Origin of the sequence: Streptomyces sp. NPDC091387, assembly GCF_044756945.1 — a bacterium.
Classification (GTDB): Bacteria; Actinomycetota; Actinomycetes; order Streptomycetales; family Streptomycetaceae; genus Streptomyces.
Map to the genome: position 1 here is coordinate 1 of NZ_JBIVTZ010000024.1, position 23,905 is coordinate 23,905.

The window sequence follows — 23,905 nt, forward strand, 5'->3', positions numbered from 1 at the left end:
CGACACACCGTCCACGGTCTCGATCAGGTGACCAGTCGTCGTACTCATCAGGCTCACTCCTTCGGGGAGATCCACACCTGATTCATGACACTCCCACACCGCACTCAAGAGCGATAGGACAACGGCTTCTGATGCCAGTTCGAGTGGTCCCTGGCGAAGGTCGGCTCTGCGTTCGTCGCGGGTGCGGAGTCGTTTGAACTGGTGGAGCCAGGTGAAGGCGCGTTCGACGACCCGGCGTGCCTTGCCCGGTCCGGAGCCGTGGGCGACGCCGCGTCGGGCGATCAGTGGTTTGACACCGCGTTGCACAGCAGGTGGCGGTACTTGTCGAAGTGGTAGTTCCGTTCGGTGTGCCGGCGCTGGGGTGTGCTCCGTGGGTGTCCACGCATGTCCCTGACCGGCGTGATGGTGTCGAGCAGTGGCGGGAGTTGGGTGGTGTCGTGGCGGTTGCCGCTGGTGAGGGCGGCGGCGAGGGGTGTGCTGTGCTGGTCGACGATCCGGTGGTGCTTGGAGCCGGGACGGGCGTGGTCGGCAGGCGAGGGGCCGACGTGGTCCCCCTCCCTGTGAGGGCACGGACGTGGGGGCGTCCGCAGCGCGGTCGTCCGGGTCCGGTGAGTCCGGGCGGCGCGGTTCGGCCAGCGGGGCGGCGTGCTGGCGTGGCCGGGCGCCGGCCTCGGTTCTGTCTCGTAGTCGGGGCCAGGCCGTGACTCCGGAGCAGTCCATGGTCTTGGCCGGGACGTCGGGCCAGGCGATGCCGGTCCGTAGGGCGTGCAGGTGTCGGTGGGAGCTGCCCGGTCCGGAACGCGAGGCCGGCCAGTGCGCCGGTGGCGTTGTTCGGGAGCGGGGGGCGGCAGCGGGGCCACCCGCTCCCGCAGGCCGTCAGGGGCAAGACCATCACGCGCCCGTACATCCTGCCGGCCAAGATCGGCACGTGCCGGACCCCCGCTCAACTCATCTTGAACTGATCAGTAAGGGTGGTGGAAGGCCGCTGTGTCGATGTGGTCGGTGCCCAACTCGAGCGCCTGCTTGAGGGGCGTGGGGCGAGTGGTGCCGGTCGCTCGGTGCGCCGAGGTCGAAGGCGGCATCGCCGGTGAGGCGCGGTGCGCGGAGTCCGACGCGGTTGACGGCCGGATCGCCGAAGCGCCGTGTGGATGGAGGTGAGGGCGAGGGCATGGGAGAAGCCTCCTCGTGGTGAGGAGGCTTCAGGGGCTTCGGGCGGCGCGGTATCAGGTCAGCGCAGGCCCAGCCGTCCCCGGGTCTTCAGCAGGATCACCGCCGCCGCTAGCGTCGAGGCGATCAGGAAGGCATAGGTCGTGCTCTCGATCTCCGCCGACGGGAACATGTCCGACCACGCCACGGAGAAGAAGTTGTTCACGCTGGTGTGCAGCAGCATGACCAGCGGCATGCTCTCGCGGGAGCGGTTGAACACCCAGGTCATCACGAAGCTGAACGCGAGCGTCGTCCCCATGAAGGCGAGCGGGCGGGAGAGGTCGACGTCCGGGCCGCCGCCCCACTCGGTGAGGAACAGCGGCAGGTGCCAGGAGCCCCACAGCACACCAACGACCAGGGTGGCGACCAACGGACCGAAGCGGCGCTGCATGTGCGGCATGGCGAACTCGCGCCACCCCGGCTCCTCGGCCAGACCGGTGGTGATCATCTGCATGATCAGGCCGGGGATGTACGCGGCGAGCACGACGGCCGGCGGCATCACCGGGGTCTGGCCGGTCAGGCCGACGGTGGTGATCGTCAGCGCGGTCGGCACCGAGAGCGCCACGACCAGGAACCAGCGCCAGCTCACCCTCAGCTTCGTCATCCGGCCCCGCCACGCCCGCAGTCCGGCGCGTCCCTCCGTGATGGCGATGACCAGCAGCGCCGAACCGATCGGGCCGAGGTAGGCACCAGGCAGGACGCCGAGCAGCTGGCCGCCGACCGCCCCTCCCGGGAAGGTCCAATGCCACAGGCCGACACCGTTCTCGGAGAGGATGTACGGCGTCCAGGCCAGCCAGCTCAGCCCCAGGGCCAGTGCGAAGAACCAGGTGAGCGGCCGGCGGCGGATGGCGGACTGGCGTGGCGCCGAGCCTTGCTGGGGGTGGCTGGTGATCGTCACCGGGAGTGTCCCTTCGGGGTGGCCGAGCGGCGGCTCGGCAGCTGCTGAGCGGCCTTCAAGCGCCGCCCTTGCGATGCCTCAAGCACACCAGCGCCGAGCTCCTCGATCACTGCCGCGCACACCCCGAACCCGGGTACAGCAGGCTGTACTACCCCCGTCGCCTCGCGTCCTCCAGGTAGTGCAGGACCGCCGCCACCCGGCGGTCCACCCGGTCGGCCGGGGCCAGGTCGAGCTTGGCGAAGATGCTGCGGATGTGCTTGTGGACCGCGCCGTCCGTGACCACCATGCGCTCCGCGATCGCGCTGTTGCCGAGACCTTCGGCCATCAGGGCGAGGACGTCCCGTTCGCGCGGGCTGAGCCGTTCGAGCCGGGTGTCCTGGCGGGAGCGGGTGAACAGCTGGGCGACTACCTCGGGGTCGATGGCGGTACCGCCGGACGCCACCCGGTGCAGCGCGTCGAGGAACTCCTCGACCCTGCCGACGCGTTCCTTGAGCAGATAGCCGAGCCCGCCGACCCCGCCGGTGAGCAGCTCGGTGGCGAAGCTCTGCTCGACGTACGCGGAGAGGACGAGCATGGCGAGGTCGGGGCGGCGGCGCCGGGCTTCCACCGCGGCGCGGATGCCCTCGTCGGTGTGCGTGGGCGGCATCCGCACGTCGAGGATCGCGACGTCGGGTGTGTGCTCCTCGATGGCCTCCAGGGCCTCCTCGGCCGTCCCGGTCTTCGCCACCACGTCGAGGCCCTCGGCACCCAGCAGCAGCGCGAGCCCCTCGCGCAGCAACGGGTCGTCCTCAGCCATCACTATGCGCATATCGTCAACCAACTCATCTGTCGTGCTAGGTAGTTCGGTGGACCAGGCCCGCGACTCCTGGAGCGTCACGTGCCGCAGGGCAGGTCTACGTCGAGCACCGTGGGCCCGCCCGCCGGGCTGGTCACTCGGAGCGTACCGTCGTAGGCCGCCACCCTCCGCCGAATGCCGGTCAGCCCGGAGCCCCCCTCCTCGTCGGCCCCGCCCCGCCCGTCGTCCTCGATCCGCAGATGCAGCCGCCCGCCCCGCGCCCGCACGGTGACCGCCGCCCCGCTCGCCCCGCTGTGCTTGGCGATGTTCGTCAGCGCCTCCGCGACCACGAAGTACGCCGTGGCCTCAACGGACGCCGCACACCGCTCCGGTGCCTCCACGTCCGTCCGGCACGGCACCGCGCACTCGGTGGCGAGACCCGACAGCGCCCCCGCCAGCCCCCGCTCGGACAGCACCGGTGGGAGGATCGAGCGGGAGACCGCGCGCAGTTCGGCCAGTGCCTGCTCGGCGGCGCTCTGCGCGCGTTCGAGGACTTCGTCGGCGCGCTCCGGGTCCCGGGCGGCCATCCGCCGGGCGACGCCGAGCAGCACCGTCACCGTGACGATCCGGTTCTGCGTCCCGTCATGCAACGACCGCTCGATGCGCCGCAGTTCGGTGGCATGGGCGTCGAGCGCGGCGGCTCGGGTCGCGGTCAGCTCGGCCACCCGCAAGGACAGGTCAGTGTCCGGGCCGGCCGCCAGCAGCGTCCGTCCGGGACGGCCCTGGAGGCGGGCCATGCCCGGCGTCAGGCCCAGGATGACGGCGATCCAGCCGACGCCGACCAGGCTCACCGACAGCGCCCCCGTCCAGGTGTGCGCCACCCCGAAGCCGAAGGACGTGCTGCTGGTGTCCGGCGGCATGAATGGCCACACCAGCGGGAAGAGGGTGTCCCGGAACGCGGCCAGCGGCAGCCACACCCCGAGCAGCCCCAGCAGCAACCCGAGGCTGCCGTGGCGCAGCGCCCAGCGCAGCTCGCGCCGGGTGGTGTGGTCGGCGAGGGCCGCCCGCAGCGCGGCCGGGGGCGGGTCCGGGGCGACGATCTCAGGTCCCCAGCGGGCCAGCCGCTCCCGCTCCCGGTCGGCCAGCGCGTGCAGGGCCCGGACGACGGCCGGCGCAAGCACCAGGCCCACGCCGACCGGCGCGGTCACCGCGGCGAGGGCCGCCGGCATCAGCACACCCAGCGCCATCGCCGCCGTGCCGAGCCCGCCGACCAGCTGCCCGAGGGCGGCGCCGGAGGCCCGCAGGGTCTGGACGGCGATCTCCCACGGACGCTCGGCGGTTCCGGTGAGGTCTGCTTCGGTGGGGTGGGTGGGGTCGGTGGCCGTCATCTTCACTCCGCTCCTGATGTGCGCCAACGACTTTAGGGGAAGGCCCACTTCACCGTGAAGTACAGCAGGCTGTACTACCGATCCGGCGGTTGGCGGGATCGGCCGAGGAGGGCTCGGTCCGTAGCGTCGCAGACATCAGCCGGGACGCCGGCCGAGACATCAGCCGAGTCCCCGCCGAAGGAGCCCGCGATGGCGACCACCGACCCCTACCGACTGAACCTCCACGACGCCCACCACGACACCCCCGCCCCGGCCGTCACCCGCGGCGAGGTCACCCGCGTCCTGCTCTGGCTGGTCCTGGTGATCAGCGCGGTCGCCAACATGGTCGCCTCCTGGGCCGGAGCCGGTGTCACCGTGAACCTCGTCTGCGGCGCGGTCACCGGACTCGCGGCCACCGCCCTCGTCGTACGCCGCCTGAAGGACGGCCGCCGGTGAACCTCGCGTCGACCGCCGAACGGGCCACCGCCACCGCCCCCGCCATCGCGCTGGAGCACCTCACCAAGACCTACCCGGGCGGAGTGACCGCCCTCGACGAGGTGTCGCTGTCCGTCGAACCCGGCACCTTCCTCGCCGTGATGGGCCCGTCGGGCTCCGGCAAGAGCACGCTGATGCACTGTGCGGCAGGACTCGACTCCCCGACCTCGGGCAGCGTCCGCATCGACGGCCACGAGATCGCCGGCCTGAGCGAGACCCGCCGTACCGAACTGCGGCGCGAACGCGTCGGGTTCGTGTTCCAGGCCTACAACCTGATCCCGTCCCTCACTGTCGAGGACAACATCACGCTGCCGCTGCGGCTCGCCGGCCGGGCACCTGACCGGGAGTGGATCACGGCGCTGGTCGAGCGCGTCGGCCTGGCCGGCCAACTCGGCCGACGCCCCGCCGAGCTCTCCGGCGGCCAGCAGCAACGCGCCGCCCTGGTGCGGGCGTTGGCCGCCCGGCCAACCGTCGTCTTCGCCGACGAGCCGACCGGAGCACTGGATCTGCGCAGCGCGCACGAGGTGCTGGAACTGCTGCGCGCCCTGGTCGACGAACTGGGCCAGACGGTGGTGATGGTGACCCACGACCCCGCCGCCGCGGCCCGCGCCCACAAGGCGCTGGTGATGGCTGACGGCCGGGTCGTCGCGGCCCTCGACCACCCCACCGCGCCCCAACTGGCCGAGCGCCTCGTTGCGTTGGGGGACCGCTGACCATGCCCGAGCGCCTCCGCACTCCTGCCTCCCGCACCACTTCCCCTCGGACCCCGTCCTTCCGTACCCCTTCCCGCCTTCCCCTTCTCCCGATCGCCCTGCGTATGGCCGCCCACCGGATCACCGCGCTGCTCGCCGTGGTGTGCGCGGTACTCGGCGGGGCCGCCCTGATCACCGGCACCGGTGTGCTGGCCGAGTCCGGGCTGCGCTCGCAGTTGCCGCCGGGCCGGCTCGGCGGTGCGGACATCGTCGTCGCGGCCGACCAGGAGTACCACCCGGACGGCACCCTGCCGCTCGCCCTCCCCGAGCGCGCCCGGGTCCCGTCGTCACTGGTCGACCGGCTCTCGGGCCTGCCCGGGGTGACGGCCGTGGTCGGCGACCTCGGCTTCCCGGCCGCGCTGGTCGACGCCCGGGCACGGGTCCTACCGACCGCCGACGACCCCGCGACGGCCGGACACGGCTGGTCCTCCACCAAGCTGCTGGCCCACCCGCGCGTCATCGGCCGCGCGCCGGCCGGGGCGGGCGAGATCGCCGTCCCCGCCGCCACCGGTCTGCGCACCGGGGACCGGGTCCGGGCCGTGCTGAGTGGCCGCCCCGCCGTGCGCTATCGCGTCGCCGCGGTGGTCGACGCACCGGGCGCGGGGGTCTACTTCGCCGACGCCACGGCCGTACGGCTCGCGGGCCGCGACGGCGCGCGCCGATACGACCTGATCGGCCTGCGCACCACGCCCGGAAGCGGCGAGCGGGTCGCCGACGCGGTCCGCGGCCGGGTGGCCGGCACCGGGCTGATTGTCCGCACCGGCGCGGACATCGGCGAGGCCGTGGCGCCGGGCATCGGCACGGCCCGCTCGCTGTTGATCCTGCTGGCCGGTTCGCTCGGCGGGATCGTGCTGCTGATCACCGGGTTCGTCACGGCGGGCGCGCTGGGTGTGTCGATCGCCGGGCAGCGCCGCGACCTGGCGCTGATGCGGGCGGTCGGGGCGACCCCGCGGCAGATCCGCCGGCTGGTCGCCGCGCAGTCTTCCGTGGTAGCCGCCGTGGCCCTGGCCCCCGGAGTGGCCCTGGGCTACCTCCTCGCGGGCCGCTTCCACGACATGCTCGCCGACCGCGGCGTCCTGCCCCACGAACTCCCTCTGACTGTCGGCCCCTTGCCCGGCGTCGCCTCCCTCCTCCTGCTCGCGCTGACCGTTCAGATCTCCGCCCGGGGCGCGGCCTGGCGCACCTCCCGGATGCCCGCGACGGAGGCCGTCGCCGAGTCCCGCAGCGAACCGCGCAAGCCGTCGAAGAGCCGCACCCTCACCGGGGTTCTGCTGATCGCCGCCGCGTGCGCGCTGTCCGTCGCCCCGCTGCTGACCCGCACGGTGATCGGCGCGTCGGCCACCTCCATCGCCGGGATCGGCGCCGCGATCGGCCTGGCCCTGTGCGGCCCGGCCCTGGTCCGCACGGCCGGGGCGGCCGTCGTCCGTCGGCTACGGCCCGAGACACCCGCGCCGACCTGGCTCGCCCTCGCCAACGTACGGGCGTACCCGCTGCGAGTCGCCGCAGTGGTCAGCCCGCTGGCGATGGCAGTCGTGTTCGTGCTGACCTACACCCTCGCGCAGACCACCGTCCTCGCGGCGACCGCGCAGGACACCCGCACCGGCACACTCGCGCAGTACCGGCTGAGCGCACCGGCCCTCGGCGGCCTGCCGGCCGGCACGTGGGACGCCGTACAGAAGCTGCCCGGAGTGCGGTCCGCCGCACCTGTCGGCTCGACCACCGTCGTCTGGCCGTACGAGATGTTCGGCGAACCCGATGTGGAGTCGCTGCCGGCGCTGATCGCCACGCCGGACGCGGCCGGGCTCCTCAACCCCGGGGTGCGGGCGGGCGGGCTGGCCGGCCTGACCGGCGCCACGGTCGCCGTGAGCAGCGAGGTCGCCGGTTCACGGGACGCCGGACTCGGCCGGCGGATCCGGCTGGTCCTCGGCGACGGCACACGGACCGAGGCGCGGGTGGCGGCCGTGTACGACCGGGGCCTCGGCTTCGGCTCGCTGATCGTCTCCGGGGACCTCGCGGCGGGTCATACCACCTCCGGCCTCACCCAGAGCCTCCTCGTCCGCACGGACGGCACGGCGACGGCGACGCGCGCGCTGGCCGATCTGACGGCGTCACACCCGGGCCTGGCGCTGGAGAACACATCCGGAACGGCCTTCGGCGGCACGCAGGACACTCCACCGGAGGTGTGGATCAACCTGGCGACGATCGCCGTACTCCTCGGCTACCTTCTTCTCAGCATCGCCAACAAGCTGGTCGCGGCCACGGCCCAGCGCCGTACGGAGATCGCCGCGCTGCGGCTGGTCGGCACGACGCCGCAGCAGATCAGGGCGATGATGCGCCGCGAGGCGGCCGTGATCGCAGCGGCGGCGCTCGCCTCCGGCCTGCTCCTCTCCGCCCTCCCCCTTGCCCTCCTCGGCCAGGGCTTCCTCGGCCGCCCCTGGCCGGCAGGCCCGGCCTGGCTGCTGCCCGCCATCGCGGCGACGATCGTGACGACGGCCTTCCTCACGATCGAACTCCCCACCCGCCAGGCCCTGCGCACAGCCCCGGCGGACGCGATCCGGGCGGCGTGAGGATCCACCCGGCACCGCCACCCCCGATGAATTCTGCAGGCATCTCCGGTCAGCCCTCCCGGAATGCCGTCGTCGGTGAACCTCTTTTCATCCTGAATAGTCGCAGGTCAGCAGCGTGTGGAAGGCTCGGACGATGGTGCCGAAGCGGCGGATGGAACATCTGGCGTGCCGGAGCATCCGCCAGGACTCCAGCTGGGCGAAGGCGCGTTCACCGGGAGCTCCGAGCCGGGCGTGGCCGCGGCTGAACTACTGGCAGTGCTCGCGTTGTTCGCGGTGGTGGTAGTACGGGGTGCGGAAGGTTGTGAAGTTTCTCCGGTGTGCGGTAGCGGCCCATGCTGGCCATGATCAGAACAGGTCCGGTCGGGGCTGCGAGCCCGTAGGTCAGGGGGAAGCGGTCTTTCACGCGGTGGGTCGGCACACAGCGGGAAGGCGGAACCGGCCGGATTCGAACCGGCGTCCTCGCGGTTTTGGAGACCGCGCGCGACGACCTCTGCGCTACAGCTCCGCACCCGTCCGCCATCGTAAGGACTCCCGCTGCGGCCGAGGCGGTAACTGTGCTCTTGCCGTGCTCGGACGGCCGGGAGCCGACGGGCGCCCGAGGAATACCGGCGCTCACCCCAGCTGCCCTCCCCTCCCCTGCGCTGTCCGCATGTCCGCACACCGGCCGTCCCCCGCCGTCACCTCGGGCGTTCTCAGCGGGTTGTGGTGAGGCGTGCCGCTGAGGCGATGGTTGCGCGGGCCTCGTGTTCGGGGAGGCCGGTGCGGACCGCGGCTTCGGTGAGGGCGTCCGCCAGGGTGTCGCCGAAGCCGTGTTCGTAGGCGCGGCAGGCGGCCCAGAAGAGACGGGTGTTGCGCTGGCCCGCGTCCGCCGCGAGGACGAACCGGATCAGGCCCTGGCCCCGGTCGTCGGGGTGGCCGTGGCGGCGGTGTGTGCGTGGCGGGGGCGTCAGCAGCTGGAGGAGGGCGCGGGGGCAGGGGGCCGGCGGGAGGCTGCCGGTGCCGGGGACGAGCCGGTAGGTGCCGCGGGTGGTGGCCGAGCCGGGGCCGACCAGGTAGCCGCCCGTGCCGCGGATGTCGATGCCGGGGGCGAGCCGGCCCGCGGAGTTCGGTACGGCCGTTCCGGGCGGGCCGGACAGCCAGATGTGGCGGCCGCCGCTGGGGGTGAGCACCGTGACGGTCGGCGGGATGGTGAACAGGTGGTGCAGCGCCAGCTGTTGCAGGGCCGCCGTGGAGTCGTTCCGGCCGGTCGGGTCGATGTCGAGGTCGATACCGATGAGGTGGTGCGGGGCCCGGCCGCAGGCGATGCCGTAGCCGGTGGCCCAGGGGGCGGCGGCGAAGAGGGCGCGTACGGCGGCGGGGTCGGTGGTGGCGTCGTGGACGCCGTGTCCGGGCAGGCCGCAGGCGCCCCGGCAGCTGCTCGGCCGGTCCTGGTCGCGGTGCGGGGAGCGCAGGGCGGGGAGCTTGGTGGCGGACAACGGGATGACGGGGAGCCCGTGTTCGGCCGCGGACAGTGCGTGGGCCAGGGCCAGGGTGAAGGTTCGCCGGTCGGTGATGGCCATGCCTCTATTTTCGTACTAACGTTCGAATAAGGGAAGAGGTGGAGGTTCGGGAGCGGGGGCGCGGGGTGGAGTGGCGGAACGCTTCTTCTCTTGCGGGGCAAGGGCTGTAGGGGTGCGTCCGGCTGACCTGCGAGTCCGTGAGGTCTGGGGGTTTATCAGCTCTTCATCACGCTTGCGAGGGAATCGAAAAGTGTGGGTGGTTCGCCGGGGTGATGGTGGGCAACCTTGATCTCGCGACGTCGTGACCACCACCCGGGCGGTCGGCCAACTGGCCCGGTACCAGCCCTGCTTTCGGTTCCTGGAGGAATAGACATGGCAAGCATCCGTACCGCTCGTGCCCTCGCCGTTGTTGCCGCTCTGCCCCTCACCGCCGCGCTCTTCGCCGGTGTGGCCCAGGCCGACAACGGCTCGTTCGCGAACGACGGATCGAACTCGGCTGTGGCCGCGATCAGTGGCAGTGGCGTCGGCGGGCTCAACCTCGGTAACTCGTCCACCTCGCAGCAGCAGGCCGTCGGGGACGGGGCGTCGAACCACAGCAACTCCGCCCTGGTGAACGGCTCCGCCTTCACGGCGATCGACCAGTCCAGCCACACCGTCGCGGTGAACTTCACCAATCTCTGGTGATCCGGGGCCTGCCGCGGGCCGTTCGGGGGACCGGACCGCGGTCGGGGGGAACGACGGCCTGCGTGACGTCACTTCGGTGGCGGCACGCAGGCCGTTCGTCGTTCCCTGGGGTGACGGTGAGGAGGGGGAGTGCGGGGATGAAGGGGGTGGGAGGGGTGAAAGGGGGAGGGGGCGGTGAGCGTCCGCTGTCGGGTGCCTTGACAGGTGAACGGAATCTGACGGACAGTCAGAAACCCTGATCCGCAGGCCTTTCCCGGGAGGCAGCCGCCGTGCACCTGGCCCCTACGGAGCGCCAGCTACAGCTGCGCGCCGAACTCCGCACGTACTTCCGCGAGGTGATGCCGGAGTCCGGCCACCGGACCGGCCCGGTGGCCGGGAGCCCGGCCGAGCAGCGGCGACTGCTGCGCCGTATCGGCGCGGACGGGATGCTGGGGCTCGGCTGGCCCGTCGAGTACGGCGGGCAGGGGCGAGGCGCGGACGAGCAGTTCGTGTTCTTCGACGAGGCCTACCGGGCGGGTGCCCCCGTCTCGATGGTCACCCTCAACACCGTGGGCCCCACCCTGATGAAGTACGGGACCGAGGCGCAGAAGGAGTACTTCCTGCCGCGGATCCTGGCCGGTGAGATCGTCTTCGCCATCGGCTACAGCGAGCCGGAGGCCGGTACCGACCTGGCGGCGCTGCGGACCAGGGCCGTACGGCAGGGCGACTCGTGGGTCATCGACGGGCAGAAGATCTTCACCAGCAACGCGCAGAACGCGGACTGGATCTGGCTCGCCTGCCGTACGGATCCGGAGGCGCCCAAGCACCGGGGCATCTCGATCATCCTCGTGCCGACGGACGCGCCCGGCTTCTCCTGGACGCCGATCGAGACCGTGGGCGGGCTGACCACGACCGCCACGTATTACGACGGCGTGCAGGTGCCCGTCACCGGGCTGGTCGGTGCGGAGAACGGCGGCTGGGGGCTGATCACCAACCAGTTGAACCATGAGCGGGTGGCCCTGGCCGCGATCGGGATGCAGGCCGAGGACTTCTACGATGCGGCGCTCACCTTCGCCCGTACGCCCGATCCAGTGACGGGGCGGCGTCCGGTTGACGAGCCGTGGATCCGGTCCAGGCTGGCCGAGGCCTATGCCCGGCTGGCCGCGACGCGCTTGCTCAACTGGCGCCTGGTGGGGGACGTCGGGGCCGGTGCGCTGGCCCCCGGCGAGGCGAGCGGCGTGAAGTTCGTGGGAACCGAAAGCGCTGTGGAGGTGTACCGCATGTGCCAGGAGATCACGGGCGATGCCGGAATGATCCGGGGCGGTTCGCCCGGCGCCTTCGGGGACGGGGAGCTGGAGCGGATGAACAGGGCGGCGCAGATCAACACCTTCGGGGGCGGGGTGAGCGAGGTGCAGCGGGAGATCGTCGCGACGATGCGGCTCGGCATGAAGAGGGGGAAGCGGTGACGGCCGGGCAGGGCAGGCAGGGCGTGCGGGACGAGCTGTACGAGCGGCTCAGGGTGTACGAGGGCCGGCCGGCCGCCACCGCCGGCAGTGGCAAGGACCCGGTCAACGAGCCCATGATCAGGCACTGGTGCGAGGCCATGGGGGACACGAACCCCGCGTACGCCGGCCCCGACGCCATCGCCCCTGCGGCCATGCTGCAGGCGTGGACGATGGGCGGGCTGTCGGGGCACACGGACCGGGGCGAGGCCTACGACGAGCTCTTCGGCCTGCTCGACGGGGCCGGGTACGGCTCGGTGGTCGCGACCGACTGCGAGCAGGAGTACCTGCGGCCGCTGCGGCCCGGCGACCGGATCACCTTCGACGCGGTGATCGAGACGGTGTCGGAGCGGAAGACGACGAAGCTGGGCACCGGCTACTTCATCACCACGCGCATGGACGTCCGGGCGCAGGACGAGCCGGCGGGGACGCACCGCTTCCGGATTCTCAAGTACCGCCCGGCGGCGGTGAAGGGAAAGACGGAGGGCAAAGGGGCGGCGCGGTCCGGGCAGCGGCAGGGCGGCGGGAGCCTGCGGCCCAGGCCGGTGATCAACCGGGACAACGCCGGATTCTGGAAGGGCGTCGCCGCGCACCAGCTGCTGATCCAGCGCTGTGACGCGTGCGGCACCCTGCGCTTCCCCTGGCTGCCCGGCTGCAATGCCTGCGGGTCGTCCGCGTGGGAGACGGTCGAGGCATCGGGCGAGGGCACCGTCTTCTCGTACGTCGTGATGCATCACCCGCCCTTCCCCGCGTTCAGCACGTCCGAGGGCGCCGAGCCGTACGCGGTGGCGCTGGTGGAGCTCGCGGAGGGCGTCCGGATGGTCAGCAACGTGGTCGGGGTGCCGTACGACAAGGTGCGGGTGGGAATGCCGGTCCGGCTGGAGTTCCTGCGTACGGACCCCGAGTTGGAACTGCCGGTCTTCCGGGGGAGCGAGGCCTGACATGGATTTCACACCCACTGAGGAGCAGACCGCCGCGCAGGGGCTCGCCGCCCGGATCTTCGGGGACCTGTCGACACACGACCGTCTGGTCGCGGCCGGCACCGGTACGGACGCCGGGCTCTGGAAGGAGCTCTGTGCGGCCGGGCTGCCCGGGGCGGTCGAGGAGATCGGGCTCCTCGGCCTGGTGCTCCTCCTGGAGGAACAGGGCCGGACGACCGCGCAGGTGCCCTTCGCGTCGAGCTGTGTGTACGGGCTCCTCGCCGTCGCCGGACACGGTACGGACGAACAGCGCGAGCGGCTGCTGCCACCGTTCCGGGACGGTACGGCGGTGGCGGCGGGGGCCTTCCCGGCAGGCGGCTCCGTACGGGCGCGGCCGGAGGGAGGGCTGAGCGGCACGGTGCCGCTGGTGCCGTGGCTGAGGGAGGCCACGCACGTCCTGGTCGCGGCCGCGGACCGGTCGCTGTGGATCGTACGGACCGCGGACGCCGGTGTGCTGACCGAGCCCGTGGAGACCACGGCGCCGTGGTCGGCGGGACGGCTCGTGCTCGACGGGGCGCCGGGGGAACGGCTCGGCGGGGCGCGGGCGTACGAGGAGGTGCTCGCCACGGCCCGTACGGCGTTCGCGGGCCTGCAGGCGGGGGTGTGCGCGGGCTCGGTGGCGCGCGCCGTCGAACACACCGGCACACGTGAGCAGTTCGGGCGCCCGCTCTCGACCAAACAGGGGGTGCTGCTGCGAGCAGCCGACGCCCATATGGACACCGAGGCGATCCGCGTCACGGCGTACGAGGCCGCATGGCTGCACGACCGGTCGCTGCCCCGCGCGGCGCAGGCGCTCACCGCCGCGTGGTGGGCGTCCGAGGCGGGAAAGCGGGTCGTGCACGCGGCGCAGCACCTGCACGGAGGTACGGGCGCCGACCTCGACCACCCCGTGCACCGGCACTTCCTCTGGGGACGTCAGCTCGACGCCTATCTCGGGTGCGGCAGCGAAGTGCTCCAGGAACTCGGCGGACTGCTGGTGGAGGAGGGATCGCGGTGAAGGTCGGTGAAGAGCTGGCACCGCTGGAGATCGCGGTGACCCGCACCCTGATCGTGGCGGGCGCGGTCGCCTCCCGCGACTACCAGGACGTGCACCATGACGCGGAACTGGCCCGGGAGAAGGGCTCCCCGGACATCTTCATGAACATCCTGACGACCAACGGCCTGGTCGGGCGGTACGTCACCGACCACTTCGGGCCCTCGGCGGTGCTCAGGAGGATCGCCATCAGGCTCGGTGCCCCGAACTATCCGGGCGACACGATGGTGTTGAGCGGCAGGGTGACCGCGCTCGGCGACGACGGGACGGCCGAGGTGGCGATAGTCGGCGCCAACGGCATCGGCAGGCATGTCACCGGCACGGTGACCATCAGCGTTCCGGAGGGAACCGCATGAGCGTGCGCAGGGCCGATTCGCTCGGCGGACGGGCGGCCGTGGCCGGGATCGGGGCGACCGAGTTCTCCAAGGACTCCGGACGCAGCGAACTCAAGCTGGCCGTCGAGGCCGTGCGGGCGGCGCTCGACGACGCGGGGCTCAGCCCCGCCGACGTCGACGGACTGGTCACCTTCACCATGGACACCAGCCCCGAGATCACCGTCGCCCAGGCGGCCGGCATCGGTGAGCTGTCGTTCTTCTCCCGCATCCACTACGGCGGCGGGGCGGCCTGCGCCACCGTCCAGCAGGCGGCCCTCGCCGTCGCCTGCGGGGTGGCCGACGTGGTCGTCTGCTACCGCGCGTTCAACGAGAGGTCGGGGCGGCGCTTCGGCTCCGGGGTGCAGCAGCGGGAGCCCACCGCGGAGGGCGCGGCGCTGGGCTGGAACCTGCCCTTCGGGCTGCTCACGCCCGCCTCCTGGGTGGCGATGGCGGCCCAGCGGTACCTGCACACCTACGGGCTGACGCCGGAGGCCTTCGGCCACGTCGCGGTCACCGACCGGCGCCATGCCGCGCGCAACCCGGCGGCGTACTTCTACGGGAAGCCGATCACCCTCGCCGAACATGCGGCGTCCCGCTGGATCGTCGAGCCCCTGCGCCTGCTCGACTGCTGCCAGGAGACCGACGGCGGACAGGCGATCGTCGTCACCAGCGCGGAACGGGCCAAGGACCTGCGCCACCCGCCCGCGGTGATCGTCGCCGCCGCGCAGGGAGCGGGGCGGGCACAGGAGCAGATGACCAGCTTCTACCGGGACGGGCTGACGGGTCTGCCGGAGATGGATGTCGTCGCCCGCCAGCTCTGGCGGAACTCGGGCCTCGCCCCCGCCGACATCGACGTGGCGATCCTGTACGACCACTTCACCCCGTTCGTGCTGATGCAGCTGGAGGAGTTCGGATTCTGCGGACCGGGTGAGGCCGCCGACTTCGTGGCCGCCGACGCACTGCCCCTGAACACCCACGGCGGCCAGTTGGGGGAGGCGTACCTGCACGGGATGAACGGCATCGCGGAGGCGGTCCGGCAGATCCGGGGCACCTCGGTGAACCAGATACCCGGGGCGGCCCGGTCCCTGGTCACGGCCGGCACGGGGGTACCCACCTCGGGTCTCGTCCTGGGCCGGGCGGAGTGAACGGCGCGTCCGGTCCGCGGGGCGACCCTGAGTACCGTCGTGCGGCCCCTCCACCTACAGGAGGTGGAAAGGGGCCCGGTCCTACACCCTGAGACGGACCCGGTTTCGGGACCTGGGGGCGATCCCCGGGGCGGCGTCCGCTCCTAGCGTGGAGGCATGACCACGCCAGTCTGCACGGACACCTCCAGGGGAGTCGCCGCCCACACCGGAAGCACGCCGCACGTCCCGCACGCGCCGCTCACCGGACACCCGCCGCACGCGTCGGTCGCTCCGTACGCGGTGCCGCGCACCCCGGCCGCCGCGCGCACCCCGTACGGTGCGCGCGCTCCGTACGTCCCGTACCCGTCGTTCACGTCGTTCGTGAAGGCCCGCGGGCCCGTGCTGCTGCGCGCGGCCCGCTCGCTCACCGCGAATCCCAGCGATGCCGAGGACCTGCTGCAGACCGCTCTCACCAAGACGTATGTCGCCTGGGAGCGGATCGAGGACCACCGGGCCCTCGACGGCTATGTCCGCCGGGCCCTGCTGAACACCCGGACCTCGCAGTGGCGCAAGCGCAAGGTCGACGAGTTCGCCTGCGACGAGGTGCCCGAGCAGGAGACGGCTCCGGGGCCCGACCCCGCGGAGCAGCAGTCGCTGCACGACGCCATGTGGCGGGCCGTGCTCAGGCTCCCCGACCGCCAGCGCGCGATGGTCGTCCTGCGTTATTACGAGGATCTCAGCGAGGCGCAGACGGCCGAGGTGCTGGGAGTGTCCGTCGGCACGGTCAAGAGTGCGGTGTCCAGGGCGCTCGGCAAGCTGCGCCAGGACCCGGAGCTGGCACCGGTCAGGTGAGACGCCGGCCCGGGGGCATGGCGGGGAGGGGCGCGTCCGGGCTGGGCATGGACATGGTCGCGGGTACGGGGGAGGAAGGTTCGGCCCGCGCGCACGGGTGGTGTGATTTTGCCGGACGGCATCGATCCGTACGTCCCGGAGTAGTGACATACCGCTCGGTATGTGCGCAGAATCAGCGGAACCTTACTGCCGCGTAGCGCCTACCGGGAGGACGCCGTGCTCAGCACCATGCAGGACGTACCGCTGACTGTCACCCGCATCCTGAGCCATGGGATGACCATCCACGGGAAGTCGCAGGTCACGACCTGGACCGGAGAGCCCGAGCCGCAGCGGCGCAGTTTCGCCGAGATCGGCCGGCGGGCCACGCAGCTCGCCCACGCCCTGCGGGACGAGCTCGGTATCGACGGGGACCAGCGTGTCGCCACGCTGATGTGGAACAACGCGGAGCACGTGGAGGCGTACCTCGCCATCCCGTCCATGGGCGCGGTGCTCCACACCCTCAACCTCCGGCTCCCCGCCGAACAGCTGGTCTGGATCGTCAAGCACGCCGACGACAAGGTCCTCCTCGTCAACGGCTCCGTGCTGCCCCTCCTCGCGCCGCTGCTCCCCCAGCTGACGTCGCTGGAACACGTGGTCGTCTCGGGACCCGGTGACCGTTCCGTCCTCGACGGCGCCGTGCCCCGGGTGCACGACTACGAGGAGCTGATCGCCGGCCGGGCCACCGACTACGACTGGCCCGAACTGGACGAACGCCAGGCCGCCGCCATGTGCTACACCTCCGGCACCACCGGGGACCCGAAGGGCGTCGTCTACTCCCACCGTTCGATCTACCTGCACTCCATGCAGGTCAACACGTCCGAATCGATGGGCCTGACCGACAAGGACACCACCCTGGTGGTCGTCCCCCAGTTCCACGTCAACGCCTGGGGGCTGCCGCACGCGACGTTCATGTCCGGCGTCAACATGCTGATGCCCGACCGCTTCCTCCAGCCCGCCCCGCTCGCCGACATGATCGAGCGGGAGCGGCCGACGCACGCCGCCGCCGTTCCCACCATCTGGCAGGGGCTGCTGGCCGAGGTCACCGCGCATCCGCGCGACCTCACCTCCATGGCACGCGTCACCATCGGCGGCGCCGCCTGCCCGCCCTCCCTCATGGAGGCGTACGACAAGCTCGGTGTCCGGCTCTGTCACGCCTGGGGCATGACGGAGACCTCGCCGCTCGGCACGATGGCCAACCCGCCCGCCGGACTGACCGAGGAGCAGGAGTGGCCGTACCGCATCACCCAGGGCCGCTTCCCGGCCGGTGTCGAGGCGCGGCTCGTCGGACCCGGCGGCGAACACCTGCCGTGGGACGGCGAGTCGGCCGGTGAGCTGGAGGTGCGCGGTTCCTGGATCGCCGGTGCGTACTACGGCGGTGCGGACGGTGCGGCGCTGCGGCCCGAGGACAAGTTCAGCGAGGACGGCTGGCTGAAGACCGGCGACGTCGGGGTGATCAGCGACGACGGCTTCCTCACGCTCACCGACCGCGCCAAGGACGTCATCAAGTCCGGCGGGGAGTGGATCTCCAGCGTCGAACTCGAGAACGTGCTGATGGGGCACCCGGATGTGGCCGAGGCGGCGGTCGTGGCCGTCCCGGACGACAGGTGGGGCGAGCGTCCGCTGGCGACCGTGGTCCTCAAGGAGGGCGCGAGCGCCGACTACCAGGCGCTGAGGGCCTTTCTCGCGGAGCAGGGCATCGCCAAGTGGCAGCTGCCCGAGCGCTGGTCGGTCATCGCGTCCGTACCGAAGACCAGCGTCGGGAAGTTCGACAAGAAGGTGATCCGCAAGCAGTACGCGGCGGGCGAGCTGGACATCACCCAGCTCTGAGCCGGACGGCCGGGGCCGGAGAACAGGAACAGAACGAGGGCGGTACGGGATCTCTCCCGTATCGCCCTCGTTCTGTTCCTGCTGCCGCCGCGGTCAGTTGGTGCCTATCTTCGCGAGCAGGTCGACGATGCGTGCCTGCACCTCGTCGCTCGTCGAACGCTCGGCGAGGAAGAGCACGGTCTCGCCCGAACTCAGCTTCGGCAGGTCCGACTGGCTCATGTCGGCCGAGGTGTAGACGACCAGCGGGGTGCGGTTCAGCTGACCGTTGGCGCGCAGCCAGTCGACGATCCCGGCCCGGCGGCGGCGTACCTGCATCAGGTCCATCACCACCAGGTTCGGCCGCATCCGGGTGGCGAGCGCGACCGCCTCGCTGTCGGTCGCGGCACAGGCGACCTGCATGCCGCGGCGCTCCAGCGTCTGCGTCAGCGCGTACGCGATGTCCTCGTGCTCGTCGATCAGGAGGACCCGCGGCGGGTGCTGTTCGCTGTCGCGCGGGGCGAGCGCCTTCAGGAGCACGGCCGGGTCGGCACCGTACGCGGCCTCGCGCGAGGCCTGCCCCAGACCGGCCGTCACCAGTACGGGGACCTCGGCCGCCACCGCCGCCTGGCGCAGCGACTGAAGGGCCTTGCGGGTGATGGGACCGGTCAGCGGGTCGACGAAGAGGGCGGCGGGGAACGCCGCGATCTGTGCGTCGACCTCCTCGCGCGAGTGCACGATCACCGGCCGGTAGCCGCGGTCGCTCAACGCCTGCTGGGTGGAGACGTCGGGCGCCGGCCAGACGAGCAGCCGGCGCGGGTTGTCCAGCGGCTCCGGGGGCAGCTCGTCGTCCACGGGCTGCGGGGAGGGGCGGTTGGCGACCTCGACCGCGCCACCGGGGCCGTCCAGCGGCTCCGGCCCCTCCGCGGCCCCCTCGTCGGGTGCCCCGATCGCGTACGCGCGTCCTTCGGCCGCCGGAGCGGGCAGCAGCGGGCCCGAGCCCTGCGCCGTGCCGCCCGTACCGCCGGGGCCGGGACCGCCGGCGCCTGCTCCGGGCTGGGGCTGCGGGTTCACGGGCTGCGGTGGTGACGCGGCCGGCGCCGACAGCGCGGTGGGGTCGGTCGGGTCGATCGGATCGGCCGGGTCGCTCTCGGGCGGCGCGGCGAGCTTGCGACGCCGGCCGGCACCGCCGAGCGTCTGGTTCTGCTGGTGCGCGATGTGCTGGGCGAACGGCACGCCCTGCCCGAGCGTCCGCACGCTGAACGCACGCCCGTGCGTCGAGTCCGACCCCCCGGGCATGGGCGCCTCGGCGGGCAGCGGCTGCCTCCGCGCGTCCGGTCCTGGCACGAGGGTCCGCGGACGGGTCTCGTCGGGCCCGGTGGGACCGTCAGGGCCTCCGGAAGGGCTGTCGGAGGCGTCGGTACGGCCGGGGCCGCGGGCGTTGCCGGCCGGGGACGTGCCGGTGGTGTGCGTGGTGTGGCCTGCGCCGGGCCACTCCGCGTCACTGTCGGGCTGCTCCCCGGGAGACCGGTCGGCCCCGGCCGGGGCTGCTCCGTGGCCGTGGGCCTGGCCCTGGTCCGGTACGTCTTCCGGTTCCCAGCCACCGTTCTGTTCCCAGCCGTTGTCCTGCTCCCAGCCACCGTTCTGCGCGGCGGACGGTGCCGGCGGTGCGGGCGGGGCAGCGGGTGCGGACGCAGGAGCCTGCTCGGGCAGGGCGGAGGGCGCCGCCTCTGGCAACTGCTGCGGCAGGTCCGCCTGCGCGTCGGCGTGCCGGGCCCGGCGGCGTCCGGTCGGGAGCGGGTGGGCCTGTGGCGGGGTGTGGTCGTCGTCCGGCGGACCGGACACGGCGTCGTGACGCCCCGGCAGCGAGGCGTCGGGCTCGGCGGCGACGGGCGGCATCTGGTCGGCGGCGGCGGGCGGCAGGGCGAAGGGGACCCGGGGGCCCTTCGGTTCGGCCTGAGCGGCCCGGTCCTGGGCGGCGGAGAGCGCGCGCCGGGCCCGCCGCCCGGACGGCTGCTGCCGCGCGGGTGCGGATTCCGGAGCGGGCGCCGCCGGACGGGCCTGCTGAGCCGACGCCTGCGTGCTGGCGGCACCGTACGGCTGCGTCCCGGCGGCACCGTCGAGGTCGGAGAAGGCCGCGGGGCCCTCGGACTCCACGGCGTTCCCCGACGGCAGCGCGGCCGGGAGAGCCAGCCGGTTCTCGCCGCCCCGGCGCGCCCGGTGTCCAGCGGCCGGTACGGGCGTCGGCGCCTCGTTCGGAACGCCCTGCGGCGGCACGGTCTGCCCCCGCTGCGGCCGGCCCCCGGCCCCCTGAGCGCCCTCGGCCGCCGTCACCACGGACCCCTCGGACGGGGCCGCGGCAGCGGGCAGCGCCAGGGCCTGACCCGGTCCCTGCTGTCCGTCGGCGGCCTGGGCACCGGTCTCCGCCGGACTGGGCCGGCCGCGCCTGCGCCCGGACCCGCCGCTCTGCTCGGCCGAGGTCGGTTCGTGCGGGTGCGGCCCGTCGTGCTGGACGCCGGCCGCGGACGAGGTCGGGTCCACGGGCCCGTCGACGGTTTCTGCCGCAGGCTTGCGCCGGGCCCGCCGCCGGCCGGTCGGTTCGGCCGCCCCGGTGTCCCCGGGCTCACCCGCGCCCTCGGAACCGCCCACCGGGCTCTCCAGGAAGGCATCCGTGGAGGCCCTGCGCGCCCGGCGCCGCCCCCCGCCGCCCTCATGACCACCCGCGGCCCCGGGAACCCCCTCGACCTGAGGCTCCTGAGCAACCTGGGGCGCCTGGGGGACCTGAGGTGCCTGGGGTACCTGAGGGGCTTCCGGAGCCCCCGGAGCCATCGCAGCTCCCGGGAGCATCGGAGCCCCCAGAACCTCCAGACCTCCCGAGCCCTCCAGACCTCCGGGACCCTCCAGACCTCCAGAGCTCTCCGGAACGTCCGGGGCGATGGGAGGAGGCATCGCTGTTCCCGAGCCCGCGCCCAGCGGTACTTCGAGCACGTACGCGCTGCCGCTCATGCCCGGCATCTCGTGTGTCTGGAGCACGCCGCCGTGCGCCCGCACGATCCCGCGCACGATCGGCTCGTGCACCGGGTCTCCGCCGGCGAACGGTCCGCGCACCTCGATCCGTACGACCTCACCGCGCTGGGCCGCGGCGACGACGACCGTCGAGTCGACGTAGCCACCGCCCGGCATCAGCCGTGCCTTGCCGGTCGAGTCAACGCCGGCGACGTCCGCGACGAGGTGCGCGAGCGCGGTCACCAGCCGTCCCGCGTCGACCTCGGCCTCGATCGGCGGCGCGTGCACCGCGAACTGGGCGCGGCCGGGGCCGATCAGCTCGACGGCGGCGTCGATACCGGCCGTCACGACTGCGTCGAGCATCACGTTCGTCTTGACGAGCGCTTCGGAGCCGCCGTCCAGGCGCTGGTAGCTCAGTACGTTGTCGACGAGCGTCGTCATCCGCGCGTAGCCCGCGGCCAGGTGGTGCAGGATCTGGTTGGCCTCGGGCCACAGCTGGCCCGCGGGGTCGGCGGCGAGCGTGGACAGCTCGCCGCGCAGCTCCTCCAGCGGTCCGCGCAGCGACTCGCCGAGCACGGCCGTCAGCTGGGCGTGCCGGGCGGACAGGTCCGCCAGCCGCTCGGCCTGCTCCTCCATCCGGTCGGTCTGCTTCTCCAGCGCGGAGGCGTGGCGCTCGGTCCGGTCGGCCAGTTCGGCGGCGTGCAGCTCCGTCAGGCCGGTGATCTCGGCCGCGTGGTTCGCGGTCAGCTCGTTGACCGCGGCGGTGTGGCTCTCGGTCAGTTCGGTGATCTCGGCCGCGTGCTGGCCGTCGAGTTCCTCGTACGGCCTGCGGTCGGTGAACGTCATCACCGCACCGACCAGCTGGTCGCCGTCCCGCACGGGTGCCGTGGTCAGGTCGACCGGCACCTGCGCGCCGCTCTTGGACCACAGGACCTGCCCGCGCACCCGGTGCTTGCGCCCCGACTTCAGGGTGTCGGCCAGCGGCGATTCCTCGTACGGGAACGGCTCGCCCTCGGCCCGCGAGTGCAGGATCAGCGGGTGCAGCTCCTGGCCGCCCAGGTCGGTGGCGCGGAACCCGAGGATCTGGGCCGCGGCGGGGTTGACCAGGACGACCCGGCCGTCGGTGTCCGTGCCGACGACGCCCTCGGACGCGGCGCGCAGGATCATCTCGGTCTGGCGCTGCGAGCGGGCCAGTTCGGCTTCGGTGTCGACGGTGCCCGACAGGTCGCGCACGACGAGCATCAGCAGCTCGTCACCCGTATAAGTACCGCTGTAACTCACCTGGACGTCGTTGTACGCGGCCTGCCCGTCCTCCAGGCTGGCGCTCGTCACCTCGACGGGGTACTCGTTGCCGTCGGTCCGCCGCGCGGTCATCCGCGTGGGCTTGGTACGGCCCCGCTCGTCCGCAGCCTCCGGCCTCCGCATCGACCCCGGGATCAGCTTGGAGTCGAACTCCGGCAGCAGATCGAGCAGTCCGCGTCCGACGAGCGCGGTGCCCGGCGTCTCGAACATTTCGAGGGCGATGGTGTTGGCGTTGACGACCGTACCGTTGCAGTTGACGAGCAGAAGCCCGTCCGGAAGGGCGTCGAGTATGGCTGCGAGGCGAGCAGCGCCTCGGGATGGCCTGCTGCTCACGACGACGCTTCCTCCCTGATTACTGCACCTTGCCGACAGCGGCCCCATCTTGCCCCTCGGGCCTCAGGCTGTCACTGGAGGAGTCTAAAGGCAGGGGAGGGGCAAGGGGCGGCGGATGAGGGGGAGCTCTCACCAAGGTTCTGTGCAAACGGTGCACGACCCCAGCCCATTACGCGCCCCTCGCGCCGCCCCGTGACCTGCGGAGCCCCTGCTCAGCGGACGTTCGGGAGCACCGGCCGCAGGCTGTTCCAGCGCCCGATCTCGCACCCGTTTGACCGGTCGAACGTGGCATCGATGCTTCGTCCTCGCCAGCTACCGGTGACCCGGGCGGTGGCCGGCCCGCCGTACTGCTGCGTGCACATCGCGTCCCGGGACACCGGGGTGAACGGGTCCGTGCTCTCGCCGGGCAGCTGCCCCAGCCGGTCGCAGGCCTGCTGCGCCACCGGGTGGCTGCCGCTCGCCGGCTCGCACTCCAGCTCGTAGCTCCCGTCCGCCGCCCGGTCCCCCGACCCCGAGACGACCACCGTCAGATGCGTCCCGCCGTCCTCGCCCTGGAGCACGGGCAGCTGCAGCAGCGGCAACGGCAACGGCAGTGGACCGGCCGTAGCCGTCGCGGCCGGGACGGCGGCGGAGAGTGCGGCGAGGGACACGACAGCGGTGAGGGCGAGGCGACGCAGCATGCGGGCTCCTGTGGTCGTGCACGGCGGCGGCGGTGGCCGGCGACGGAGGGGAACGGCGGGGGCGGCGCCCCCGGCATGACTAACGCTCCGCACGCCACGGCGTTGCGCAACCCAGGCGCTTTGCCCTCGCGGCCGACTGCCTAGTACCGTAGGCAGCGATTGGTGACACGGCGCGCAGCTGTGTCATCATCTGCACGCACCACCCGCGCTTGCGCGGGGTGTGCTGGAGGCGTCGCCTAGTCCGGTCTATGGCGCCGCACTGCTAATGCGGTTTGGGTCTTAAAGCCCATCGAGGGTTCAAATCCCTCCGCCTCCGCGTGATCACCGAAGCCCCGAGCCACTGGCCGGGGCTTCGGTCGTATCCGGGTCCGGCCGGCCGGGGACCGGTGCGCGCGCGCCCTGGACCGGCCCGGGACGGGCCTGGATCCGGGCGTCGCCGAACGGGTGTTTTCACAGCTCAGCGGCGGTGCGGCTAATGGATTTCGCGTGACGCCGCAGGTCATGTAATGTTGTTCTCGCAACGCCGACGGGGCACAAAAGCCCAGGACGCCAAGCACTCGTAGCTTAACGGATAGAGCATCTGACTACGGATCAGAAGGTTGCAGGTTCGAATCCTGCCGAGTGCACACAGGTCAAAGGCCCCTTGGACATCGTC

17 protein-coding genes, 3 tRNA genes and 2 pseudogenes are annotated in these 23,905 nt (G+C 72.5%); 13 read left to right on the forward strand and 9 right to left on the reverse strand.

All coding sequences use genetic code 11. The annotated features are described in order from the left end of the window. Positions 1–132: 132 nt before the first annotated feature. The 4 genes and pseudogenes from ACIQM0_RS34575 to ACIQM0_RS34590 form a co-directional block, all read right to left on the reverse strand. Positions 133–947: pseudogene (locus ACIQM0_RS34575) on the reverse strand (IS5 family transposase); the annotation flags it as partial. Positions 948–1,228: 281 nt separating this feature from the next. Further along, a complete protein-coding gene (locus tag ACIQM0_RS34580; RefSeq protein WP_401294466.1) occupies positions 1,229–2,104 on the reverse strand; it encodes a CPBP family intramembrane glutamic endopeptidase in 876 nt (291 codons plus the stop codon). Between the two features lie 148 nt (positions 2,105–2,252). Then, positions 2,253–2,912: a DNA-binding response regulator gene (locus ACIQM0_RS34585; RefSeq protein ID WP_401294468.1), complete on the reverse strand. Its 660-nt coding sequence runs from the start codon at positions 2,910–2,912 to the stop codon at positions 2,253–2,255. 65 nt (positions 2,913–2,977) lie between these two features. Next, entirely contained in the window at positions 2,978–4,267 is a 1,290-nt protein-coding gene (locus tag ACIQM0_RS34590; RefSeq protein ID WP_401294470.1) for a sensor histidine kinase, read from the reverse strand. Positions 4,268–4,456: 189 nt separating this feature from the next. On the opposite strand from ACIQM0_RS34590, the gene ACIQM0_RS34595 reads away from it, so the two are divergent. From ACIQM0_RS34595 to ACIQM0_RS34605, 3 genes are all read left to right on the forward strand, one after another. Beyond that, the gene (locus ACIQM0_RS34595; RefSeq protein ID WP_401294472.1) at positions 4,457–4,702 is read left to right on the forward strand and encodes a hypothetical protein; all 246 of its coding nucleotides are present in this window, start codon (positions 4,457–4,459) and stop codon (positions 4,700–4,702) included. Further along, complete coding sequence (locus ACIQM0_RS34600; RefSeq protein ID WP_401294474.1) at positions 4,699–5,454, forward strand: ABC transporter ATP-binding protein; 756 nt, start codon at positions 4,699–4,701, stop codon at positions 5,452–5,454. Before ACIQM0_RS34595 ends, ACIQM0_RS34600 begins: the two co-directional genes overlap by 4 nt. A 104-nt stretch (positions 5,455–5,558) precedes the next feature. Next, positions 5,559–8,060, forward strand: a complete 2,502-nt coding sequence (locus tag ACIQM0_RS34605) for an FtsX-like permease family protein (protein ID WP_401294476.1) — start codon at positions 5,559–5,561, stop codon at positions 8,058–8,060. An 87-nt stretch (positions 8,061–8,147) separates the two neighbouring features. Here the strand turns inward: ACIQM0_RS34605 and ACIQM0_RS34610 are convergent. The 3 genes and pseudogenes from ACIQM0_RS34610 to ACIQM0_RS34620 form a co-directional block, all read right to left on the reverse strand. Then, positions 8,148–8,360: pseudogene (locus ACIQM0_RS34610) on the reverse strand (IS5/IS1182 family transposase); the annotation flags it as partial. A 130-nt stretch (positions 8,361–8,490) separates the two neighbouring features. After that, a tRNA-Trp gene (locus ACIQM0_RS34615) sits at positions 8,491–8,565 on the reverse strand. 187 nt (positions 8,566–8,752) lie between these two features. Next, a complete protein-coding gene (locus ACIQM0_RS34620; RefSeq protein WP_401294478.1) occupies positions 8,753–9,619 on the reverse strand; it encodes a bifunctional DNA primase/polymerase in 867 nt (288 codons plus the stop codon). A 312-nt stretch (positions 9,620–9,931) separates the two neighbouring features. On the opposite strand from ACIQM0_RS34620, the gene ACIQM0_RS34625 reads away from it, so the two are divergent. The 8 genes from ACIQM0_RS34625 (at position 9,932) to ACIQM0_RS34660 (ending at position 17,953) form a co-directional block, all read left to right on the forward strand. After that, complete coding sequence (locus ACIQM0_RS34625; protein WP_401294480.1) at positions 9,932–10,243, forward strand: hypothetical protein; 312 nt, start codon at positions 9,932–9,934, stop codon at positions 10,241–10,243. A gap of 269 nt (positions 10,244–10,512) precedes the next feature. After that, the gene (locus ACIQM0_RS34630) at positions 10,513–11,688 is read left to right on the forward strand and encodes an acyl-CoA dehydrogenase family protein (protein ID WP_401294482.1); all 1,176 of its coding nucleotides are present in this window, start codon (positions 10,513–10,515) and stop codon (positions 11,686–11,688) included. Continuing rightward, a complete protein-coding gene (locus ACIQM0_RS34635) occupies positions 11,685–12,665 on the forward strand; it encodes a bifunctional MaoC family dehydratase N-terminal/OB-fold nucleic acid binding domain-containing protein (protein WP_401294484.1) in 981 nt (326 codons plus the stop codon). Before ACIQM0_RS34630 ends, ACIQM0_RS34635 begins: the two co-directional genes overlap by 4 nt. A 1-nt stretch (position 12,666) precedes the next feature. Further along, positions 12,667–13,701, forward strand: coding sequence for an acyl-CoA dehydrogenase family protein (locus ACIQM0_RS34640; protein WP_401294486.1), 1,035 nt, complete (start codon positions 12,667–12,669; stop codon positions 13,699–13,701). Next, complete coding sequence (locus ACIQM0_RS34645; protein ID WP_401294488.1) at positions 13,698–14,093, forward strand: MaoC family dehydratase; 396 nt, start codon at positions 13,698–13,700, stop codon at positions 14,091–14,093. The genes ACIQM0_RS34640 and ACIQM0_RS34645 overlap by 4 nt, the downstream gene beginning before the upstream one ends. Continuing rightward, positions 14,090–15,256: a lipid-transfer protein gene (locus tag ACIQM0_RS34650; RefSeq protein WP_401294490.1), complete on the forward strand. Its 1,167-nt coding sequence runs from the start codon at positions 14,090–14,092 to the stop codon at positions 15,254–15,256. The genes ACIQM0_RS34645 and ACIQM0_RS34650 overlap by 4 nt, the downstream gene beginning before the upstream one ends. A gap of 156 nt (positions 15,257–15,412) precedes the next feature. Continuing rightward, on the forward strand, positions 15,413–16,087 hold the full coding sequence (locus ACIQM0_RS34655) for a SigE family RNA polymerase sigma factor (protein WP_401294492.1): 675 nt from the start codon (positions 15,413–15,415) through the stop codon (positions 16,085–16,087). 216 nt (positions 16,088–16,303) lie between these two features. Further along, the gene (locus tag ACIQM0_RS34660) at positions 16,304–17,953 is read left to right on the forward strand and encodes a long-chain fatty acid--CoA ligase (protein ID WP_401294494.1); all 1,650 of its coding nucleotides are present in this window, start codon (positions 16,304–16,306) and stop codon (positions 17,951–17,953) included. 93 nt (positions 17,954–18,046) lie between these two features. Here ACIQM0_RS34660 and ACIQM0_RS34665 read toward each other — a convergent pair whose 3' ends face one another. Both ACIQM0_RS34665 and ACIQM0_RS34670 read right to left on the reverse strand, forming a co-directional pair. Next, the gene (locus ACIQM0_RS34665; RefSeq protein ID WP_401294496.1) at positions 18,047–22,570 is read right to left on the reverse strand and encodes a PAS domain-containing protein; all 4,524 of its coding nucleotides are present in this window, start codon (positions 22,568–22,570) and stop codon (positions 18,047–18,049) included. Between the two features lie 212 nt (positions 22,571–22,782). After that, positions 22,783–23,250: an SSI family serine proteinase inhibitor gene (locus ACIQM0_RS34670; protein WP_401294498.1), complete on the reverse strand. Its 468-nt coding sequence runs from the start codon at positions 23,248–23,250 to the stop codon at positions 22,783–22,785. 225 nt (positions 23,251–23,475) lie between these two features. On the opposite strand from ACIQM0_RS34670, the gene ACIQM0_RS34675 reads away from it, so the two are divergent. Next, positions 23,476–23,566: transfer RNA gene (locus tag ACIQM0_RS34675), tRNA-Ser, on the forward strand. Between the two features lie 237 nt (positions 23,567–23,803). Beyond that, positions 23,804–23,876, forward strand: a tRNA-Arg gene (locus ACIQM0_RS34680). The last annotated feature ends 29 nt before the right edge of the window (positions 23,877–23,905 follow it).